This is a genomic window from Pseudophaeobacter sp. A-200-2, assembly GCF_041008815.1.
GTDB lineage: Bacteria > Pseudomonadota > Alphaproteobacteria > Rhodobacterales > Rhodobacteraceae > Phycobacter > Phycobacter gallaeciensis_A.
The window spans coordinates 253,266-269,227 of record NZ_JAXGFU010000007.1 but is presented as its reverse complement, the minus strand read 5'-3'; the positions used below and the strand labels follow the sequence as shown (position 1 = coordinate 269,227).

The window sequence follows — 15,962 nt, the reverse complement described above, 5'->3', positions numbered from 1 at the left end:
CGCTTGAGCAATTTGAGGGCTCCGCGCCCGGCGCGCTTGCCCAATCAGACGACGGAGAATATGAAAACCAGACCCGCAGACTCTCGTTATGAATAAGGGAGCCTCGGGGGGCAGGTCACCGACGATCTGGCAGCACGTCGAAGCTTCGATCTGAGAATCATCCTATTGGCATTGCGCCTTACGGAATTTCTGCAAACAAGGCGCCATGCGTTTCCTGCCCATCTGAGCACTGACCGCTTTCCGCTCCTTGCCGCCGCTCACACACGGCCAGACTAAATTGTCGCCTATATGGCTGTTCCTCTGGATCAATGTCATGGATAAGCCTCAGATTGGTTCAAAGCGGATATCTAGGCGTCGAAACAACAAGAGGCGTGGCCGCCTGATCAGACGCACCAAGGGCGACACGAACACGAAACTGCACGCAGTTTGCGGCAGCAAAGGACGCCCACTGAACCTCTTCGTGACAGCGTGCCGGGCTCATCAAATTTGGATTGGCGTCTTGGTGATCGCGGGCACACCGCCGATTGATTCAGAGAAGCGTTGCAAGATAACGGGATCCGCACCTGCCCCAGGCAGGAAGCAACAACAGACTACAGCAAGATACGAAAAGCACCGCGACAATCAGCGCAACCACATAGAGATCATGTTCGGAAGACTGAAGGACTGGCGGCGCGTCACAAATAACTATGACCGTTGCCCGAATGTCTTTTTCTCGCCAATCGCCCTGGCCGCAACCGTCACATACTTCTGCAACTCAATGCATCCTGAACCCCGTCCAATCGGCTCAATCAGTGGCTGTCAGCGGGACGCTCGACACGCACCGATCACGATGTCTCCCCCTTGACACTCCTTGCGCACGTCTATGCTTCGGTTTGCACCCACATATCCTTACCCGGACATCCCACTCAAATAGATTGCGACAGGAATGTGTCAGATATGTGTCAAATTTATGACTAAATGATTGACTCATTCTAGGAAGTCTGTCACCGTTTAGAAACTGTGACTAATTCTACGGAGGATTGCGGGGCTCACTAAATTATTTGAGCCTTTCCGTATAATAATAATACAGGCGCAATCCCGTAAATCGAAGAAACTATCTCGGCCCTTCTTTTGCCGAGCGTTTACGGTGAATTAAAAAGTACAAGAAGAGATTACGGATCAATCTTCGGATCCGACTGCAATCACTCCAAATCTAAAATGCATGCGACACTTCGCGTATCGCGGGAACGCCTTTATTTGGCGTTGAACGCTTTTAGTTGGCGTTGGAAGTACAATTCCTCGCCAAGGGGAGATGTATTATGTTTCGCGTACCCAAAGACAAGAACTATTTCAGCTATTCGAATACGAGTTATGCCCCCGCCGTAGGCACCAATCCTATCGGAAAACTCGGTCGAACGACGCCGACCCATCTCTATGCGCTGTGGGGCAAAAGGTGCTTCGACATCGTCGGCGCTTTCCTGCTCCTGCCACTAGCTCTGCCCCTTATCCTGATTCTGGCGGCCTTCGTCGCCATCGACGGAAGCAAGCCGATCTACTCACACCGCCGTGTCGGCAAGAATGGCCGCGCCTTCCCGTGCTTCAAAATCCGCACAATGGTCGCTGACTCGGAGGCCCGCCTCAAGAAGCTTTTGCGCGAAGATCCGGCAGCAGCAGCCGAATGGAACAGGGATTTCAAACTGCGCAAAGACCCGCGGATCACGCGCCTGGGCCGGATATTGCGGAAGACGAGCCTCGACGAGCTGCCGCAGATCTGGAACGTCATTCGCGGGGATATGAGCCTCGTCGGGCCACGCCCGGTGACCAAGGATGAACTGCCGCTCTACCGGCATGTCATCGACAGCTACATGAGCGTACGTCCCGGCATGACTGGCTTGTGGCAGATTTCGGGTCGGAACGATATCAGCTACGAAGAACGGGTCGAACTCGACCATCTCTATTCTAATAACCTGTCGCTTCTTGAGGATCTCAGGATCCTGTTCATGACCTTGCCGGCGGCTCTCCGGATGACGGGGGCCTGACCTTGAAAACGCTTGAGACACACAAGAGCGGGGCGGTGGAATGAAGATCGTCCATATCCTTACACGCCTTCTTCGCGCCGGATCCGAGGAGAACACGCTGCTGACAGCCGCCCGCCATGTCGCGGCCGGGCATGAGGTGATCCTTATCCATGGCCGTGACGTCCTGCCCGAATTCGCACGGGCGCTTGCCCCGGGAGCAGAGCTTGTAGCGGTACCCAACCTGGTACGAAACCTCAGCCCGGTTCAGGACCCGGCTGCTTTCCTCGAAATCCGTCGTCTGCTGAGGGAGATCCAGCCCGACGTGGTGCATACGCATCAGTCCAAGGCCGGCATCATCGGTCGGTTCGCCGCAGCATCGGCCCGTGTTCCGCTTGTCGTGCATGGCGTCCATATCCTGCCATTTCTCGGCGTCGGACCAGCCCAAAAGGCCGTCTATCTCGGGCTCGAACGGGCCACGGCGCGGATGACCGATGGCTTCATCCATGTCAGCGAGGGGATGCGGCGCGCCTGCCAAGACCACAAAGTCGGCGCAAGCCGACAGCACTTTGTCGTCCCCTCTGGATTCGAGCTGTCGCGGTTTCGGCAAGCCGTGCCACCAGAGGGCTGGCGCGATCTTCTCGGGCTCGGCTCAGACGCCCCTCGCCCGGTCGTCATCGCCATGCTTGCCGTGCTTGAACCGCGCAAACGGCACCTCGAACTCCTGCGGGAAATCGCAATTTTTCTCAAACAGTTACCGGAGCTGCACCTCGTCTTTGCAGGGGATGGGCATCTTCGGTCAGCGATTGAGGACACGATCAGGGAACTCGACCTTGAAAACCAGGTCACGCTGCTTGGATACCGCACCGATCCCGAACGGATCATCGCCATGGCCGATATCTGCATCCACACCGCCGAGCGCGAAGGATTGCCGCGAACGGTGCTGCAAACCCTGACAGTGGGGCGGCCGGTTGTCCTGTTCGATCTGCCCGGCATCGAAGAGATCATTTCCCATGGCGTGAACGGTTTCATTGTCCCCCAGGAAGACTGGGATGGTTTCCGTGAAAGGCTCGGACAGCTTGTCTCGTCTCCCGAGCGGCGGGCGGCGATGGCTGCCGAAGCCCGCGCCACGCCGCTGGACCGTTGGGATGCCGATTTCATGGCGAGGCGGACGCTTGAAATTTACGAAGAGCTGCTGCCGCGCAGCCTGCTCAGGGAGGCCCCGGCATGAACCAGTTGCCTCACTCGCAGCGATCAAGGATTGCCACCGCGCCGGGACACGGGCTGATGCGTGGGCTGAAGATCGAGTTTTTCGGCCTGCCCGGGTCGGGAAAGACGACTGTTGCGCGCGAAGTTCACGCGGCACTGGCACGCAGACACCCTGACCTGATCTTCGCCCCCGATTTTTTCAGGGACGAAGCAGGCAAAACAACCCGTGCGGCCGCGAAGCTGCGTTTGATCCTATCCAACCTTGGCCATGACGGCGGCAGCCGCAACGCAGTAAGACAGACTCTGGCGATCCAGCAGCCGCATTTGCGAGACAAGCTCCGCGCCGTCTCCACTGTTGCCACGATCATGGCGTTCTATGCCCGGCTCGAACGCCACGGCATGAGCGCGGTCCTCGACCAGGGGTTGCTGCAAGCGCTGTGGTCGGTCCAACTGCGCGCCCTGAATGGCGACACCCAGGCGCTGATGGGCGACGGGTTATCCCACGCGGTCACCAACAACCGGATCTACGTATCGGTCGCAACCCCAGCAACGATTTGCGCCGACCGCCTTGCTGCCCGGCACTCGAAGCATTCGCGTCTGCAAGCCCGAGACGCCACCGACGCCGAAGGCACGTGGGAGAAAGCGGAATTCCTGCGCCGGTCTCTTCTCAACACCCTAAAGGCAGTCGGCCACGCGCGCGGCATCGCGCCCCGGATCATCACCGTCGACGGCACCGCAAGGCCAGACGAGACAGCGCACCAGATCATGTCGCAGCTCCTGGCAGACGGGACCGGCCGGGTGCCACGTCGGCGCATGGAAGAAAGGGGGCTGCATGCATAACAATAATCGGCGCAACACGACGCACAAATCCTCATCCCTTGCCCCCAAAACCCCCAGTCATCGGGCTCTCGAAAAGCGCCCTGATGCAAAATCCTTCTCAGGTTCTCGAAAACATGGAAATCGTATGGCCTCTTACGTTTTCTTTTGGCTTCGGGGAAATGTTGCTTGTTAAATAGGTGAAAAAATGTCGACGACTGCAAATCAGAAATATCTATATGACTTTGATGACACGATAGACGCCTTTATTTGGAAAAGTGCGCCGGATGACCGTTATGATTCCACCCCCGATGTCCACGCCGACAGGTCCCAATATTTTCCGGGCGAAACACTGGGGTTCTTCACCTTTTCGAATTCATTCGGGGATGATGAAGACCAAATTCCGCTCGACCCGATAATTTCCTCGATTTGGACCGGCCTGGCAAACTGGAACTGGGACACCACCGGCGTTTGCAGTCTGACGGATAACAGCAGCGCGCACCGCTCCTCCGGCGGTCTTTTCTCCGGCACCGGTGTCATTGAGGTGATGCGGAGCCTGCAAAGCTGGTCTTATGGCATTGAGAGTTTCGGCTGGCTGTTCGGCAGCAATGGCAGCACCGACCGGAGCGTCCAATTGCATGAGGATGACGTTGCCCCAACCTATACGATGATCGAGCAAGCCGCCGCGGCTTATGTTCCTGCGGCTGAGAATGCCGCAGAGGTCACAACCAGCTTCCAGCAGAATGTCGGGGGATATCTGGGGACGATCGACACCTACATCCGAGAAAGCCGCGCGGACAGAAGCTATGACACCAAGCCCGTTGTCTATGTCGATGGCGCCGACAAGGCAGGCGGCGAGATGCAGGGGCTCATCCGGTTCTCGGAGATCTTCGGAAACGGGCCGGGGCAGATTCCACTTGGCGCGACGATCACCTCGGCGACCCTGACGCTTGTGCTGTCCAACGGCACCAGGGATTCGGTGGCGTTCCACCTCATGGCGGGGGATTGGACCAGCCAGGCGGACATAACCTGGAACGGTTTCGGCAACGGCATTCAGACGGATGACGTGGAGGCATTTTCCTCCCCCGATGTTGTGCTCAGCCGTCTCAATAAGGGGACTGAGCTGATTGATGTGACGCAGAGTCTGCAAGCGTGGTCTGATGGGTTGGCCAACAACGGCTGGCTGATGACTGTCGGCGGCGACAACGGTTTGCGCTTCGGATCATCCGAGAGCGGCACCGCCCCGATCCTGTCAGTGACCTACTCTATCCCGACCGATCCGGTGCCGGGCATCACGGTCACCGAAAGCGACGGATCGACGATCGTCACCGAGGACGGAGAAGGAGACAGCCTGTCGGTTTCGCTGGAAACTGCGCCAACTGCGGACGTGACGATCACAGTCTCGACCTCGGGTCCCGACGATATCGGGTTCACGCCCCAAACCCTGACCTTCACCTCCGAAAACTGGCAGACACCGCAAACGATCATGCTCAGCGCGATGGACGACACGATTACCGAAGGGACAGAGAATTTCACCCTGATCCTGACTACCTCAAGCCCCGACACTGCCTATGATGGCAGGACGTCCAGCGTTTCGGTTGCTGTGATCGACAACGACGCTGTGGTGCAGCCCCTTTCCCCCGCCGTCGTCGCAATCCATAACACGACCGACTATTTCCCAGGCGACCCCTCGGGCTATGGATCAGGTGATCCTTCCGGCATTGCCTATGTGCCCGAGCTCGACCTGCTGTTCATCGTGGATTCCGAGCATAACGAAAGCCCGTATTTCAGCTCCGTGAACCTATTCGCGACGCGGCTGGACGGGACATATGTCGATGCCTTCTCCCTGATCAGCTACACCGATGAGCCGACGGGAGTGGCCTATAATCCGTTCAACAGCCTTCTTTACATCACCGACGACGACGCCAACAAAATCTTTATCACCGATCCAAACGACCCGACGGTCCTGCTCGGTCAAATCGACGTGGGCGCGCTCGACATCCAAGACGCCGAAGATCCGGTGATCGATCCTGCGACGGGCCATATCTTTTTGCTCAACGGGGCGAACCGGGAACTTGTCGAACTGTCCGCAACCGGCGACTTGATCGAACGGACCGTTCTGCCCAGCGAAATCGAAGATACCGAGGGGCTGGCCTACGATGCCGCGCAGGATGTCTTTTATATCTCAAGCGGCAGCACGCGCGGCACCATCTTTGAAGTTGATCGCGAGTGCAACATTCTCGCCTCGACCGACCTGCTGAATGATTACAGAAGCCCGATCACTGGCGGCAAGCCAAAGCTGAAGGGGCTCGAACTCGCGCCGAGCAGCGACCCGAATGACGGGGACAAAATGTCGCTTTATGCCGTCGATTACGGCTACGACCAGGAACCGGACGGGCGCCTGTTTGAAATCAACCTGCACAACGATTGGGCCATTGCATGACGGGTCAACGGGAGAAGGACCAACGGGTGAATGGCCAAAGGGTAACTGGCACCAAAGCCGATATCCCCCGTGTTTCCGGAGAGTGACGCGATGACGGGCGGGCGAAAACTCACCGAAACGACGATTTCCGGCTTTGGCTGGACCTCGCTGGCGGTCGGCACGCGGGCACTGCTGCAGGTGATCGCGATCATTTTCTTGGCGCGGTTGCTGGCGCCGGAACAGTTCGGCCTCTTCGCCGCGGCGATGGTCGTCGGTGGCTTTTGCGCGATCATTTCCGAACTCGGGGTCAGCCCAGCCATCGTTCAGCGCCCCGCGCTTGAGTCCCGACATATCCGCACAGGGTTCACGCTGTCGGTGGCAATGGGGCTGGTCGTGGGGCTGGTGGCCTATCTCCTGGCGGATGCGATCGCCAGCTTCTTCCAGATGCCCGAACTGGCGGGGGTGGTGCGGATCATGGCCCTCGGCTTCCCGCTGCGCGGCATCGCGACCGTGGCTGAGGCGCTAGCCCTTCGCACCTTCCGCTTTCGCTGGCTCGCACTGGTCGAGGCAGGGGCCTTCGGGCTCGGCTTCATCGTGGTGGCGCCGATACTCACGCTGATGGACTTCGGGGTCTATGCGCTGGTCGGTGCGTACCTGACGCAGAATATCGTCCGGACGCTGATACTGCTTGTCGGCCAGCCGCATGAAAACCGGCTCATGCTGGAATCGCGTGCCGTCGGTGAGCTTCTCTATTTCGGCACGGGCTTCACCATCGCCAAGTTTTGTAACTACTTCGCGTCCCAGGCCGACAACATGGTCGTCGGGCGCTGGCTTGGGCCGGTGGCTCTTGGGCTCTACGGTCATGCTTATCAACTTATGGCCGCGCCCGCGATCTTGGTGGGGCAGGCTCTCGACCGGGTGCTGTTCCCGACCATGGCAAGCGTCCAGAGCCAGCCCGAACGTCTGGCCCGAGCCTATCGTGGCGGTATTTTCGCCTGTGCGACGGTGATGCTGCCTGCGGGTGTCGTCATTGCCATCCTCGCCCCCGAAATCGTGCACATCCTGCTGGGGCCGAACTGGGCGAGTACGGCGGTGCCGCTGCGCTTCCTTGCCCTCGGGATGCTGTTCCGCACCAGTTCCAAGATCAGCGACTCCATCGTGCGCGCCACCGGCGCCGTATATGCCCGGGCCTGGCGCCAGGGTGTGTTCGCCATGGCGGTCTTTGTCGGTGCGCTGTCCGGGCAGCAGTGGGGACTGATCGGCGTGGCGATCGGTGTCCTATGCGCCCTCGCCCTCAATTTCCTGATGATGGCGCAGCTTAGCCTGCGCCTGTCCGCCATGAGCTGGCGAACCTTCGGCCAGGCGCATCTGCCTGGCGCGCTTCTCGCGTTGATCCTCGGCGGGAGCAGCTTCACCATCGCAACCGGCCTGCGGGGGACCGGCGCGGGATCGGTTCCGGTTGTCGGGGGCACTATCTTGGTTGCCGCGCTGCTGGTGCCGCTTCTGATCTGGATGCGCCCGCAGCTCTTTCTCGGGCCGGATCGAGAGCGCCTGCTGCTCGCCCTCGCCAATGTCGGCCCCATGCGCATGCGGCGCGGCATCGCACTGCTTCAAAAGCGGGTATCGTGATGAAGGATGATCGTGAAAATCTGCTGCAAAGCGCGACCTGGGACGGCGCGCCGGTACCCGAAATCGGCCTCGCGGTAGTGCAGCAGCTTCTTGACCGCCTGCATGCTGCCGACCTGCAGTACTGCCACTGGAAAAGCAATGAACACCTCGGTGCCGGGATGCGGGGCCTCACGGATCTGGACGTTCTGGTGGAACCGTGGCGCGGCGACGATTTGCAGCGCATCCTGGCCGAAAGCGGTTTCCGCCGGTTCCAGGCGACCGCGCTTACCGCCTATCCGGCGGTCGAGGATTATCTCGCCGTTGACGACGCGACCGGAACGCTGGTTCACCTTCACCTGCATCACCGCCTCACGCTTGGTCAGAAGCACCTCAAAGGCTACCGCCTACCGTGGGAAGCGCAGGCCCTCGCGACGCGCAGGTTTGACCCCACTCACGGCGCCTATGTCACCGCCCCCGAAATGGAGCTTTTGCTGCTTCTCGTCCGCGACGCCCTCAAGCGCCGGATCAGGACAACCGTTGCCGCATGGATCCGTGTCAAAGGCGGGAACGATGATTTCGAACGCGAGTTCGCCTGGCTGGTCGAGCGCGCCGAAGCCGATGCGGTTATCTCGCTCGCTGCCAGGCTGATCGGACCGAAGACCGAAGCGCCACTGCGCCGCATCCTCGCAGACGGGGCCCGACATTCCGACCGTGCGGCATTCGCCAAGGTGGTGCGTGCCGCGCTGCGCCCGCATCGGACCTACGGCGCCATCTCGGCAGCGCTGTTCATGAAGGTGCGGGAGATCTTCTGGATTCTCGGCGGATTAAGCCGCAGGCGGTTTCACTGGGCGATCCCGCTGCGCCGCACATCGCCACGGGGCGGTATTGTTGTCGCCTTTCTCGGCTCCGACGGAGCGGGCAAGTCGACGATGCGCGCCGACACGATGTCCTGGCTTGGGCAAAAACTCGACGTGGTTCCGATCTATTTCGGAAGCGGCGACGGTCCCGGTTCGCTGCTGCGACTGCCACTGCAGATCGCCCGGCGCCTTGTCGACCGACGCGCCGTGAGCGGCACGCCAAGCCAGCGCCGCAGCGGTTTGCGCGGGCGTCTTAGAGCCGTCGCGTTGATCCCCTGGGCGCTCAGCCTCAGCCTTGAGAAACGCGCGAAGCTGCGGCGGATGATCCGCGCCCGGAACCGTGGTCTGGTGGTCATCTGCGATCGCTACCCGCAAGACCAGTTCCAAGGCTTCAACGATGGCTGCCTGCTTGGCCGCTTTGCAAGCTCGTCCTCCCGCCTCGCCCAGGCGCTGGCACGGTGGGAAGCCCGCGCCTATGCTGACGCGCGGCTTTACCCACCTGACGTCGTGATCAAGCTCATCGCCTCGCCCGAGGTGGCATTGTCCCGTCGCCCCGAGATGAGCGCTGAGGAAATCGAAAACCGGATCAAAGTGGTCCGCGCCCTTCGTTTTCCCGACGAAACGCTGGTGGCGGAAATCGATGCCGACCAGCCTCTTGACGAAGTTGTTCGATCCGTCCGCCGCGTGATCTGGAAGGTCTTGTGATGAATACCGCACCAAACCGCCCTGCCGAAACACGCTCGCAGCCCCAGACCCGAACATGGCTTGCAGCTGTCCTCTCCCTCATGGCGCTGTTGCTGACGGCACTCCCGATCGCGGCCGATGACTATCGGCTGGCCCCGGGTGACGTGCTGCGCCTGCTTGTCGTGGGGGCGCCGGAACTGAATGTCGACGTGCCGATCGAAATGGGTGGCGCGGCCTGGTTCCCGCTGGTGGGACCGATCGCTGTAGGCGGGGGAACGCTTGACGACGTCCGCCGCAAGACCGCCGAGGCCTATGCCGAGATGAGCCTGACCCGACGGGTCGCTCCTGGTGGCGGGTTGCCCCAGATTATCGAAACCAATCAGGTTCTTGTCACTGTGGCTTCTTACCGGCCGATCTATGTCTCGGGAGATGCCGGTGGCGCGCATGAAATCCCGTTCCGCGGCGGCATGACCCTGCACCACGTGATGACGCTGGCAAGCAGCGGACCGCCACGCGATACCCAGCGACCGGCCTCCAGCGACGAAATTGCGGCCGCCGTGACCGCGCTGGCCAATGAATACGCCCGGATATGGCGCCTGAAAACCTTCCTCGGGACCGACACGCCTCAGGATTACCAACGCATCTTTGTGGCACATATCCCCGCGATCGACAGCATCGTCAGCGTCGAGCGGTCTATCCTCGAAGAAACCCGCGTGGCCATCGAGACGCAGAAACAACACCTGCAGGATGAAATCGAAAGGGTTCGCAAGCGCATCGGCGTCCTGAGTGAGCAAAAGCAGAACGAGGACAACGGCGCGGCGATGGACGAGAAGGATCTCGAAGACATCCGCGCGCTGCAGGAAAAGGGGCTGGCGCCAATGTCACGCGTTTCCGAGGTGCGCCGCGCCGCTCTGGTCACGGCGAGCCGGGCGTTGCAGATCGACGTCACCCTGGAAGAAGCCCGCGCCGAGGCGGCGAAGCTCTCAGCTGAAATCAGCGCCATCGACAGCGATGCGCGCATCACCGCCTGGAAGGACCTAGGCGAAGCCGTGGCCCGCGCCCAACAGCGGCAGGCCAACCTGGCGACCCTGACGGCAAGTGCCGGAGACCCGCTACGGCAGCTTTACGGGATCAAACCAACGGCCACGGTGACCCGAAACGGCGTGACGCTCGCCCGGGCTCAGACCAAGCCTGCGATGGCCCTGATGCCAGGGGATATCGTCGAACTTCACGTCCTGCCCCCCGGCATGGCCGTGGAGCCCGGAAAGCAGGGGATAGAAACGCAATGAAAGGGTCACAACAAACCGAAGATCCGCTCGACAACTACTGGCTCTACGAGGCGCCCACCGCCGAATCTTTCATCAGGCTGGTGCGAAGGGTGCGCGGGGACGGAGAACAAGAAACTGAAGGCAGGGAAGCAATGGATGGCTCCGACTTACCAGACGATCCTCTCGAATTCGAATGGCAGGCAACTCCGCCGACCATCGCATCCTTTCTGGCGGCGGTTCGACGGCAAGCGAAGACACTGTTGATCTGCCTCGCTGCCGGTATTTTTCTGGCGCTGGCGATTATCGTCTTCTCCACGCCGATGTATGCAGCGCGTGTTTCGCTCTATCTCGGGTCCGTCACCGGGGGCGATCTGCGCTCCGAATTGGGAACGGCGATCGACCTCGACACCAACGCCGAACTGATCCGCTCAGACGAAACCACCGCCGCCGTGATCCGCGAACTCGATCTTGCTACTCTGCCGGAATTCGCACCTGAGGCCAGCACCCTTGCGGCGCTGGTCGACACGCTGAGGCAATGGGCCGGACGCGCCAGTCCTGACGAACCCGCTGATCCGATGCCGATGGTAATCGGCAAGGTCAAGAAGGGTCTGAGTGTCTCTCGCAAGGGGAATACGCGGCTCATCGAACTGCGTTACAGCTCGGTGTCGTCGGCGCTTTCGGCGGATATCGCCAATGCGTTTGCGCGCGCCCACCTGGCCGGGGCACTGGCCCGCGACGAAGAGGCAAAGATGCAACGGATCGCCCAGCTGGAAACCCTTGCGGCACGCGCGCGGCAGAAGGCGGCCGAGGCCGACAGCAATGTCCGGTCTCTCCTGCGCGGAACCGGCAGGGTGGCCGCCGACCCACAGCAGATCGAACAGCAAACCTTCGCCCTGCGCCAGCAACTCTCGATGCTCGAGGCCAAGGCGGCAGCGCTGAAGACCAAGCTGTCGCTGATCGCAGCCTATGAACGCACGGGCGATACATCGGTCATCACCCTTGACAGCCCGGCCAGCCGACAGCTGCTTACCGAGCTCGCGCAAGCCCGGGACCGGCTTGCCGGGATTCAGCAGCAGCCCGGCTCCCAGCCGCAATCCGTGTCTGCCATCACCGACAGCATCAAGACACTCGAAGCCAGTCTCAGGCAAGAAGTTCGCCTCGCCGCCAGTGCAATCGAAGTGGAGCTTGAAACCACGGTCGCCGAACAGGAAAGCGTCAGCGACCAGATCAGTCAGCTGAACGCCTATGTCGCAAGCGAGACCTGGTCCGCGCTTCAGGCGGCGCGGCGTGACAAAATATTTTATGACGGCGCCTATCAGGAATACCTGAGCCAGCTTGAGACCACCCGCTACGCCCCGCAGAGCCATTCCGACCTGCGCATCGTCGCCGATGCCGTGGCTCCAACCCTGCCCAGTTCGCCGAACAAGATGGTGGTGCTGGCGATCTCTCTTACCCTGAGTATCTTCGTGGGAGTGGGTCTCGCGGGGATTTCCGAATGGAAGCGCAATGAACGTGCGCGGGTCTGATTGGCCGTCAGGCAGCGGCGCAGGGCCCTTTCCGGCAGGGCGGCCCCTCACGCTGGCGCGCCGATCGAGCGCAGCCCCTCTCCCTGCCTATGTGGCGTATCTTTATGTCGCGCTGCTTGCCGCCCCGGCGCTTGTCAGCCTTCCCGCCGGGGCGCCGCTGGCCCTTGGGGTGATGCTGGTCGGGCTACCGGTCTGGTTCGAGGCCGCCCGGGCCCGGCGCACGCCGTTCGATGTCGCGGCCACGCGCACCATCGCGATTGTTCTTGCCTGTGCCGGGTTTCTCATCGTCTGGTCGCTGCTGTCGACCTTCGGGGCCGCCCAACCCTTACGGGCGAGCCGTTATCTGTCCACCCTCGTTTCCGGTTTCGCAATCTATCTCCTTGTCCGTAGCACGGTCACACGGCAGCAAATCCTGCGTTACATTGACATCATTGCAGCTGCGCTGGCGGCGACCGCGCTGTTGAGCCTGATCGCTTATGACATCGCACCGCTGCACCAGATGGTTTTCAAGGGAACCGACCGCGCCGCAGGGATGTTCAAGAACCCAAATCAGTTCGGCATGGCGATCTCCACCACGATCCCGGCCCTCATGGCGCTGCTTATGTCCGTGCGGCGGCGGCGCCCGTTCCGGATACTCTGCCTGTTCCTGATTTTGCTTGGGTTGTTCGCGTCGGGCTCCAAGACCAATCTGATGCTGGCCTGGGCGTCGATCCTGACGATGCTCTTGGCCTATGCCATCGTTGCATATTCCGGTGTCAGACGGATCGGCATGATGGCTCTATACCTTGTCGTCACCCTTGTGCTGACGGGGCTTGGCATTCTCGCGCTCAACGTTCTCAACCCGCGCGCATTGGGGCTTCTGTCCCAGTTCCTCTACAGTCAGGAAGAGCTGGAATCCCTGATGACCCGGGGGTTCCTGTGGCGCTACAGTATCGACCAGTTTCTCGCCGATCCGTTCCTCGGCCAGGGAGCGAGCCAGCGCATCGATATTTTTTACCGTCAAGCCGACGTTTCCCACAGTCACAACCTGTTTCTGGACTACATGCGCACCCTTGGCGCGCCGGGCTTGCTGAGCGTCGCGATCATGATCGGCGCGGTGGTGACCCTCTGCCTGTGGTCAATCGTCGGAATGCTACGCGCGACACGGGGCACGACATCGGCCCGGATGATCTGCATCGGATTGTCGCTCAGCACCCTAGTCTATATCGCGGCGAACATGTCGAGCGATTCATTCGGCCCCTCGACAAGCCCCTATTTCTGGCTCTTCACCTACCTCGCTTTCGCTGCACGCCGACTTACAGGCTCATCGTCGCAAGATGATTTTGGCAGGTTCCCTGAAAGCGGGTCGAGTACCGAGCCTACGCTTCAGAAGCTCTTCGAAAACGACTGAGCACCGCCGGATTCTTCGCCTGATCAGCCTGGCGTGCCGGTCAGCTTGAACTTTCCTACAGTTGTCCCTGTACCGGGAGCAGGTCACGAGGTTTCGGGGGCGTAAAATCCAGGCCTGTGGGGAACGGCAGTTTTCTATCATTCCCGCGCTCTCTCAATATCGAGCTCCTCCTGTTCGACCTTCTGGGGCAAATCGGAACGACTGAACAGCTTCCGGCCCTGTTCCATCATTCGGTCAACAATCTTCGCACGTGTCTCGGTTTCATCAATCTTCCGCGCGCGGCGGAAGATGCCGGGCATCAGCCTATCCGATTGTAGAATTCTCCCCACGTTCCGACACCCAAAGGAGTGGCACAGTCCGCGACAGGTCCAGAGAGGAAAACGAGCACTTGGGGCGGCGCAGAAACGCGACAAGTCTACACGCAGCATTGCTGAAATGTGCTGCCCGGAGGGCATTGCTCTGAGCCTCTACTACAGTTGGTGCAATGAATTCCTCGAGGCTGGGAAGAAACGCCTGGCGGGCAACGCGGCGCGGGCGGCGATGTAGAGTGAGACCACGGATCTGCGAAGGGAGGCGGGTGATCTGGAAGAGGTCGTTGCCGAGCAGGCACCGGAGCTGCGTCTTCTGACAAAGCGTATGGGTAGCTCGTCGAGTAGCAAAGGTCGCAGCCGACATGTCTCTGGCGGCTCCGGCCCTGCCCCTATTGCCCGGCCCCCTTGGGTCCGCCACTCGCGCCGCCATAGGGAAACTTGGCAGAAGGCTGGGTCAGTTTACACGAATCGCGGCTTGATTTATCGTTAAGGTATCACAATACATCTCGGCCCCCTCGTTTCTCGTCCGCCTCCAATCGCAGGCGGTAGCGGATACTGGCTGGCCTGATGCAATCACACTGTGAGCAGTGGGTAAAAACCAGATTGCACGCTCGAGATGAGGCTGGGTCGAGCTGGATGAAACACTCCAGGCTTGGGACATGCGACATGAGTTTTATTTCGTTATCCCAGTGGATTACGCTTTTGGGTGACAAAAGCCACTGTATCATTTTTCTGAATGAAAATGGTGACGCGGTGTCATTTGATGAGGCCTGCGCCGAAGAGCCGCTGTGGCAAGTGATGCTGAATTGGCGGAATATCCATCTCTGTGACCCACACCAGAAAGCGAAACTCTCGCGGCTTGTTCAAGCCTCCCTGGATTACGGTGAGCAGGGGAGTACCCCTTTGCCGCCCCCGGTCAAGCTGGAAACTGAGACGGGCCGCGTCCTTTACATTGATGCTGTGCCGGTGCCCATTCAGTTGCGCGAACAGCTAAATGGGGCGCATGCGTTGCTCTATATCCGGGAAGTCGCGCACGCCTCTGACTTTTTCAAAGAGTTCCTGCAGCAGGAGTATCACCTGACACCTGCCGAAGCCTCGGTCACAATCCGGCTTGCAGCGGGTGCAAGCCTGAGAGCAGCGTCCAAACAGCTGAATATATCGATTTGGACTGCACGCAGCCATCTACGCTCTATCTTCCAGAAAACCAACACCCACCGACAGGCAGAACTGGTGGCATTGTTAGCCCATGCCGATTACTAACGCCTTCGGATCGCGCGAATAATTTGGCCAAGCAGAGCAGTAAACTCTAGCCTTGAAACCCAGATGTGCCTGCCAGTCAGATACTGCGGCGGCTACCGCGGCCTGCGTCTGACGAGAACGCATACCCCATTCGAGTTAGAAAAATGCCGCGGATACTCACTCGGGTGAGCGATGTTGGACTCCCGGAATTATGCAAATCTTGCGGCCTGTATTCACAAAACTGGGAGGTTATCATGAAACTTGTCACACTTATTGCGGCCGGGGCACTGGCACTTGGCACCTCAAGCATGGCATTTGCAGATACCGGCGGCCAACCCAATGCAAACGCCTATCCTGACGGAACCAAAACCAATGGCCGTAAAGCTTTGTGCGTTCCGCCAGGATCCGTTTTCCGGACCACAGCCAAAGACCCGGGTCCCAACAACGATCCGTTTGGCAACGGCAAAACTCCAGGTACCGAAGTCGGTGATCAGTGCAATGTGGGCCAACCCAGCTGACATTTACGTTTGAGCCTTTTGAACAAGAGCCCCTTTGGGGGCTCTTGCTGTATCCGGCGGCTGGGTTGCCTTCAGCCGCTCCCGTTGCTCCATGCAGCGCGCCCACCCTGCGCAGTTTGG

General features: G+C 60.2%; 12 protein-coding genes and 2 pseudogenes. 13 read left to right on the top strand and 1 reads right to left on the bottom strand.

Annotated elements, in window-relative coordinates; translation table 11 throughout:
* Positions 1-370 precede the first annotated feature (370 nt).
* The 10 genes and pseudogenes from SM766_RS12815 to SM766_RS12770 form a co-directional block, all read left to right on the top strand.
* Positions 371-748 (top strand): annotated as a pseudogene (locus tag SM766_RS12815) (transposase); the annotation flags it as partial.
* Between the two features lie 550 nt (positions 749-1,298).
* Positions 1,299-2,018, top strand: a complete 720-nt coding sequence (locus tag SM766_RS12810; RefSeq protein ID WP_368948021.1) for a sugar transferase — start codon at positions 1,299-1,301, stop codon at positions 2,016-2,018.
* 40 nt (positions 2,019-2,058) lie between these two features.
* Positions 2,059-3,225 (top strand): glycosyltransferase, encoded by a 1,167-nt coding sequence (locus SM766_RS12805; protein WP_368948020.1) that lies wholly within the window; start codon positions 2,059-2,061, stop codon positions 3,223-3,225.
* On the top strand, positions 3,222-4,043 hold the full coding sequence (locus tag SM766_RS12800) for an AAA family ATPase (protein WP_368948019.1): 822 nt from the start codon (positions 3,222-3,224) through the stop codon (positions 4,041-4,043). Before SM766_RS12805 ends, SM766_RS12800 begins: the two co-directional genes overlap by 4 nt.
* A gap of 184 nt (positions 4,044-4,227) precedes the next feature.
* Entirely contained in the window at positions 4,228-6,462 is a 2,235-nt protein-coding gene (locus SM766_RS12795) for a DNRLRE domain-containing protein (RefSeq protein WP_368948018.1), read from the top strand.
* A 90-nt stretch (positions 6,463-6,552) separates the two neighbouring features.
* A complete protein-coding gene (locus SM766_RS12790; protein WP_368948017.1) occupies positions 6,553-8,070 on the top strand; it encodes a lipopolysaccharide biosynthesis protein in 1,518 nt (505 codons plus the stop codon).
* Positions 8,070-9,611 carry a nucleoside/nucleotide kinase family protein gene (locus SM766_RS12785; protein WP_368948016.1) on the top strand — a complete coding sequence of 514 codons (1,542 nt, stop codon included), beginning with the start codon at positions 8,070-8,072 and terminating at the stop codon, positions 9,609-9,611. Before SM766_RS12790 ends, SM766_RS12785 begins: the two co-directional genes overlap by 1 nt.
* A complete protein-coding gene (locus tag SM766_RS12780) occupies positions 9,611-10,879 on the top strand; it encodes a polysaccharide biosynthesis/export family protein (protein ID WP_368948015.1) in 1,269 nt (422 codons plus the stop codon). Before SM766_RS12785 ends, SM766_RS12780 begins: the two co-directional genes overlap by 1 nt.
* Positions 10,876-12,384 carry a GumC family protein gene (locus SM766_RS12775; protein ID WP_368948014.1) on the top strand — a complete coding sequence of 503 codons (1,509 nt, stop codon included), beginning with the start codon at positions 10,876-10,878 and terminating at the stop codon, positions 12,382-12,384. The genes SM766_RS12780 and SM766_RS12775 overlap by 4 nt, the downstream gene beginning before the upstream one ends.
* A complete protein-coding gene (locus SM766_RS12770; protein ID WP_368948013.1) occupies positions 12,365-13,774 on the top strand; it encodes an O-antigen ligase family protein in 1,410 nt (469 codons plus the stop codon). The genes SM766_RS12775 and SM766_RS12770 overlap by 20 nt, the downstream gene beginning before the upstream one ends.
* 137 nt (positions 13,775-13,911) lie before the next feature.
* Here SM766_RS12770 and SM766_RS12765 read toward each other — a convergent pair whose 3' ends face one another.
* Positions 13,912-14,073, bottom strand: coding sequence for a hypothetical protein (locus SM766_RS12765; protein ID WP_274837397.1), 162 nt, complete (start codon positions 14,071-14,073; stop codon positions 13,912-13,914).
* 124 nt (positions 14,074-14,197) lie between these two features.
* On the opposite strand from SM766_RS12765, the pseudogene SM766_RS12760 reads away from it, so the two are divergent.
* The 3 genes and pseudogenes from SM766_RS12760 to SM766_RS12750 all read left to right on the top strand — a co-directional run.
* Positions 14,198-14,410: pseudogene (locus SM766_RS12760) on the top strand (transposase); the annotation flags it as partial.
* Between the two features lie 341 nt (positions 14,411-14,751).
* Complete coding sequence (locus SM766_RS12755; protein ID WP_368948012.1) at positions 14,752-15,345, top strand: helix-turn-helix transcriptional regulator; 594 nt, start codon at positions 14,752-14,754, stop codon at positions 15,343-15,345.
* 233 nt (positions 15,346-15,578) lie between these two features.
* Complete coding sequence (locus SM766_RS12750; protein WP_065271174.1) at positions 15,579-15,842, top strand: hypothetical protein; 264 nt, start codon at positions 15,579-15,581, stop codon at positions 15,840-15,842.
* Positions 15,843-15,962: the final 120 nt, after the last annotated feature.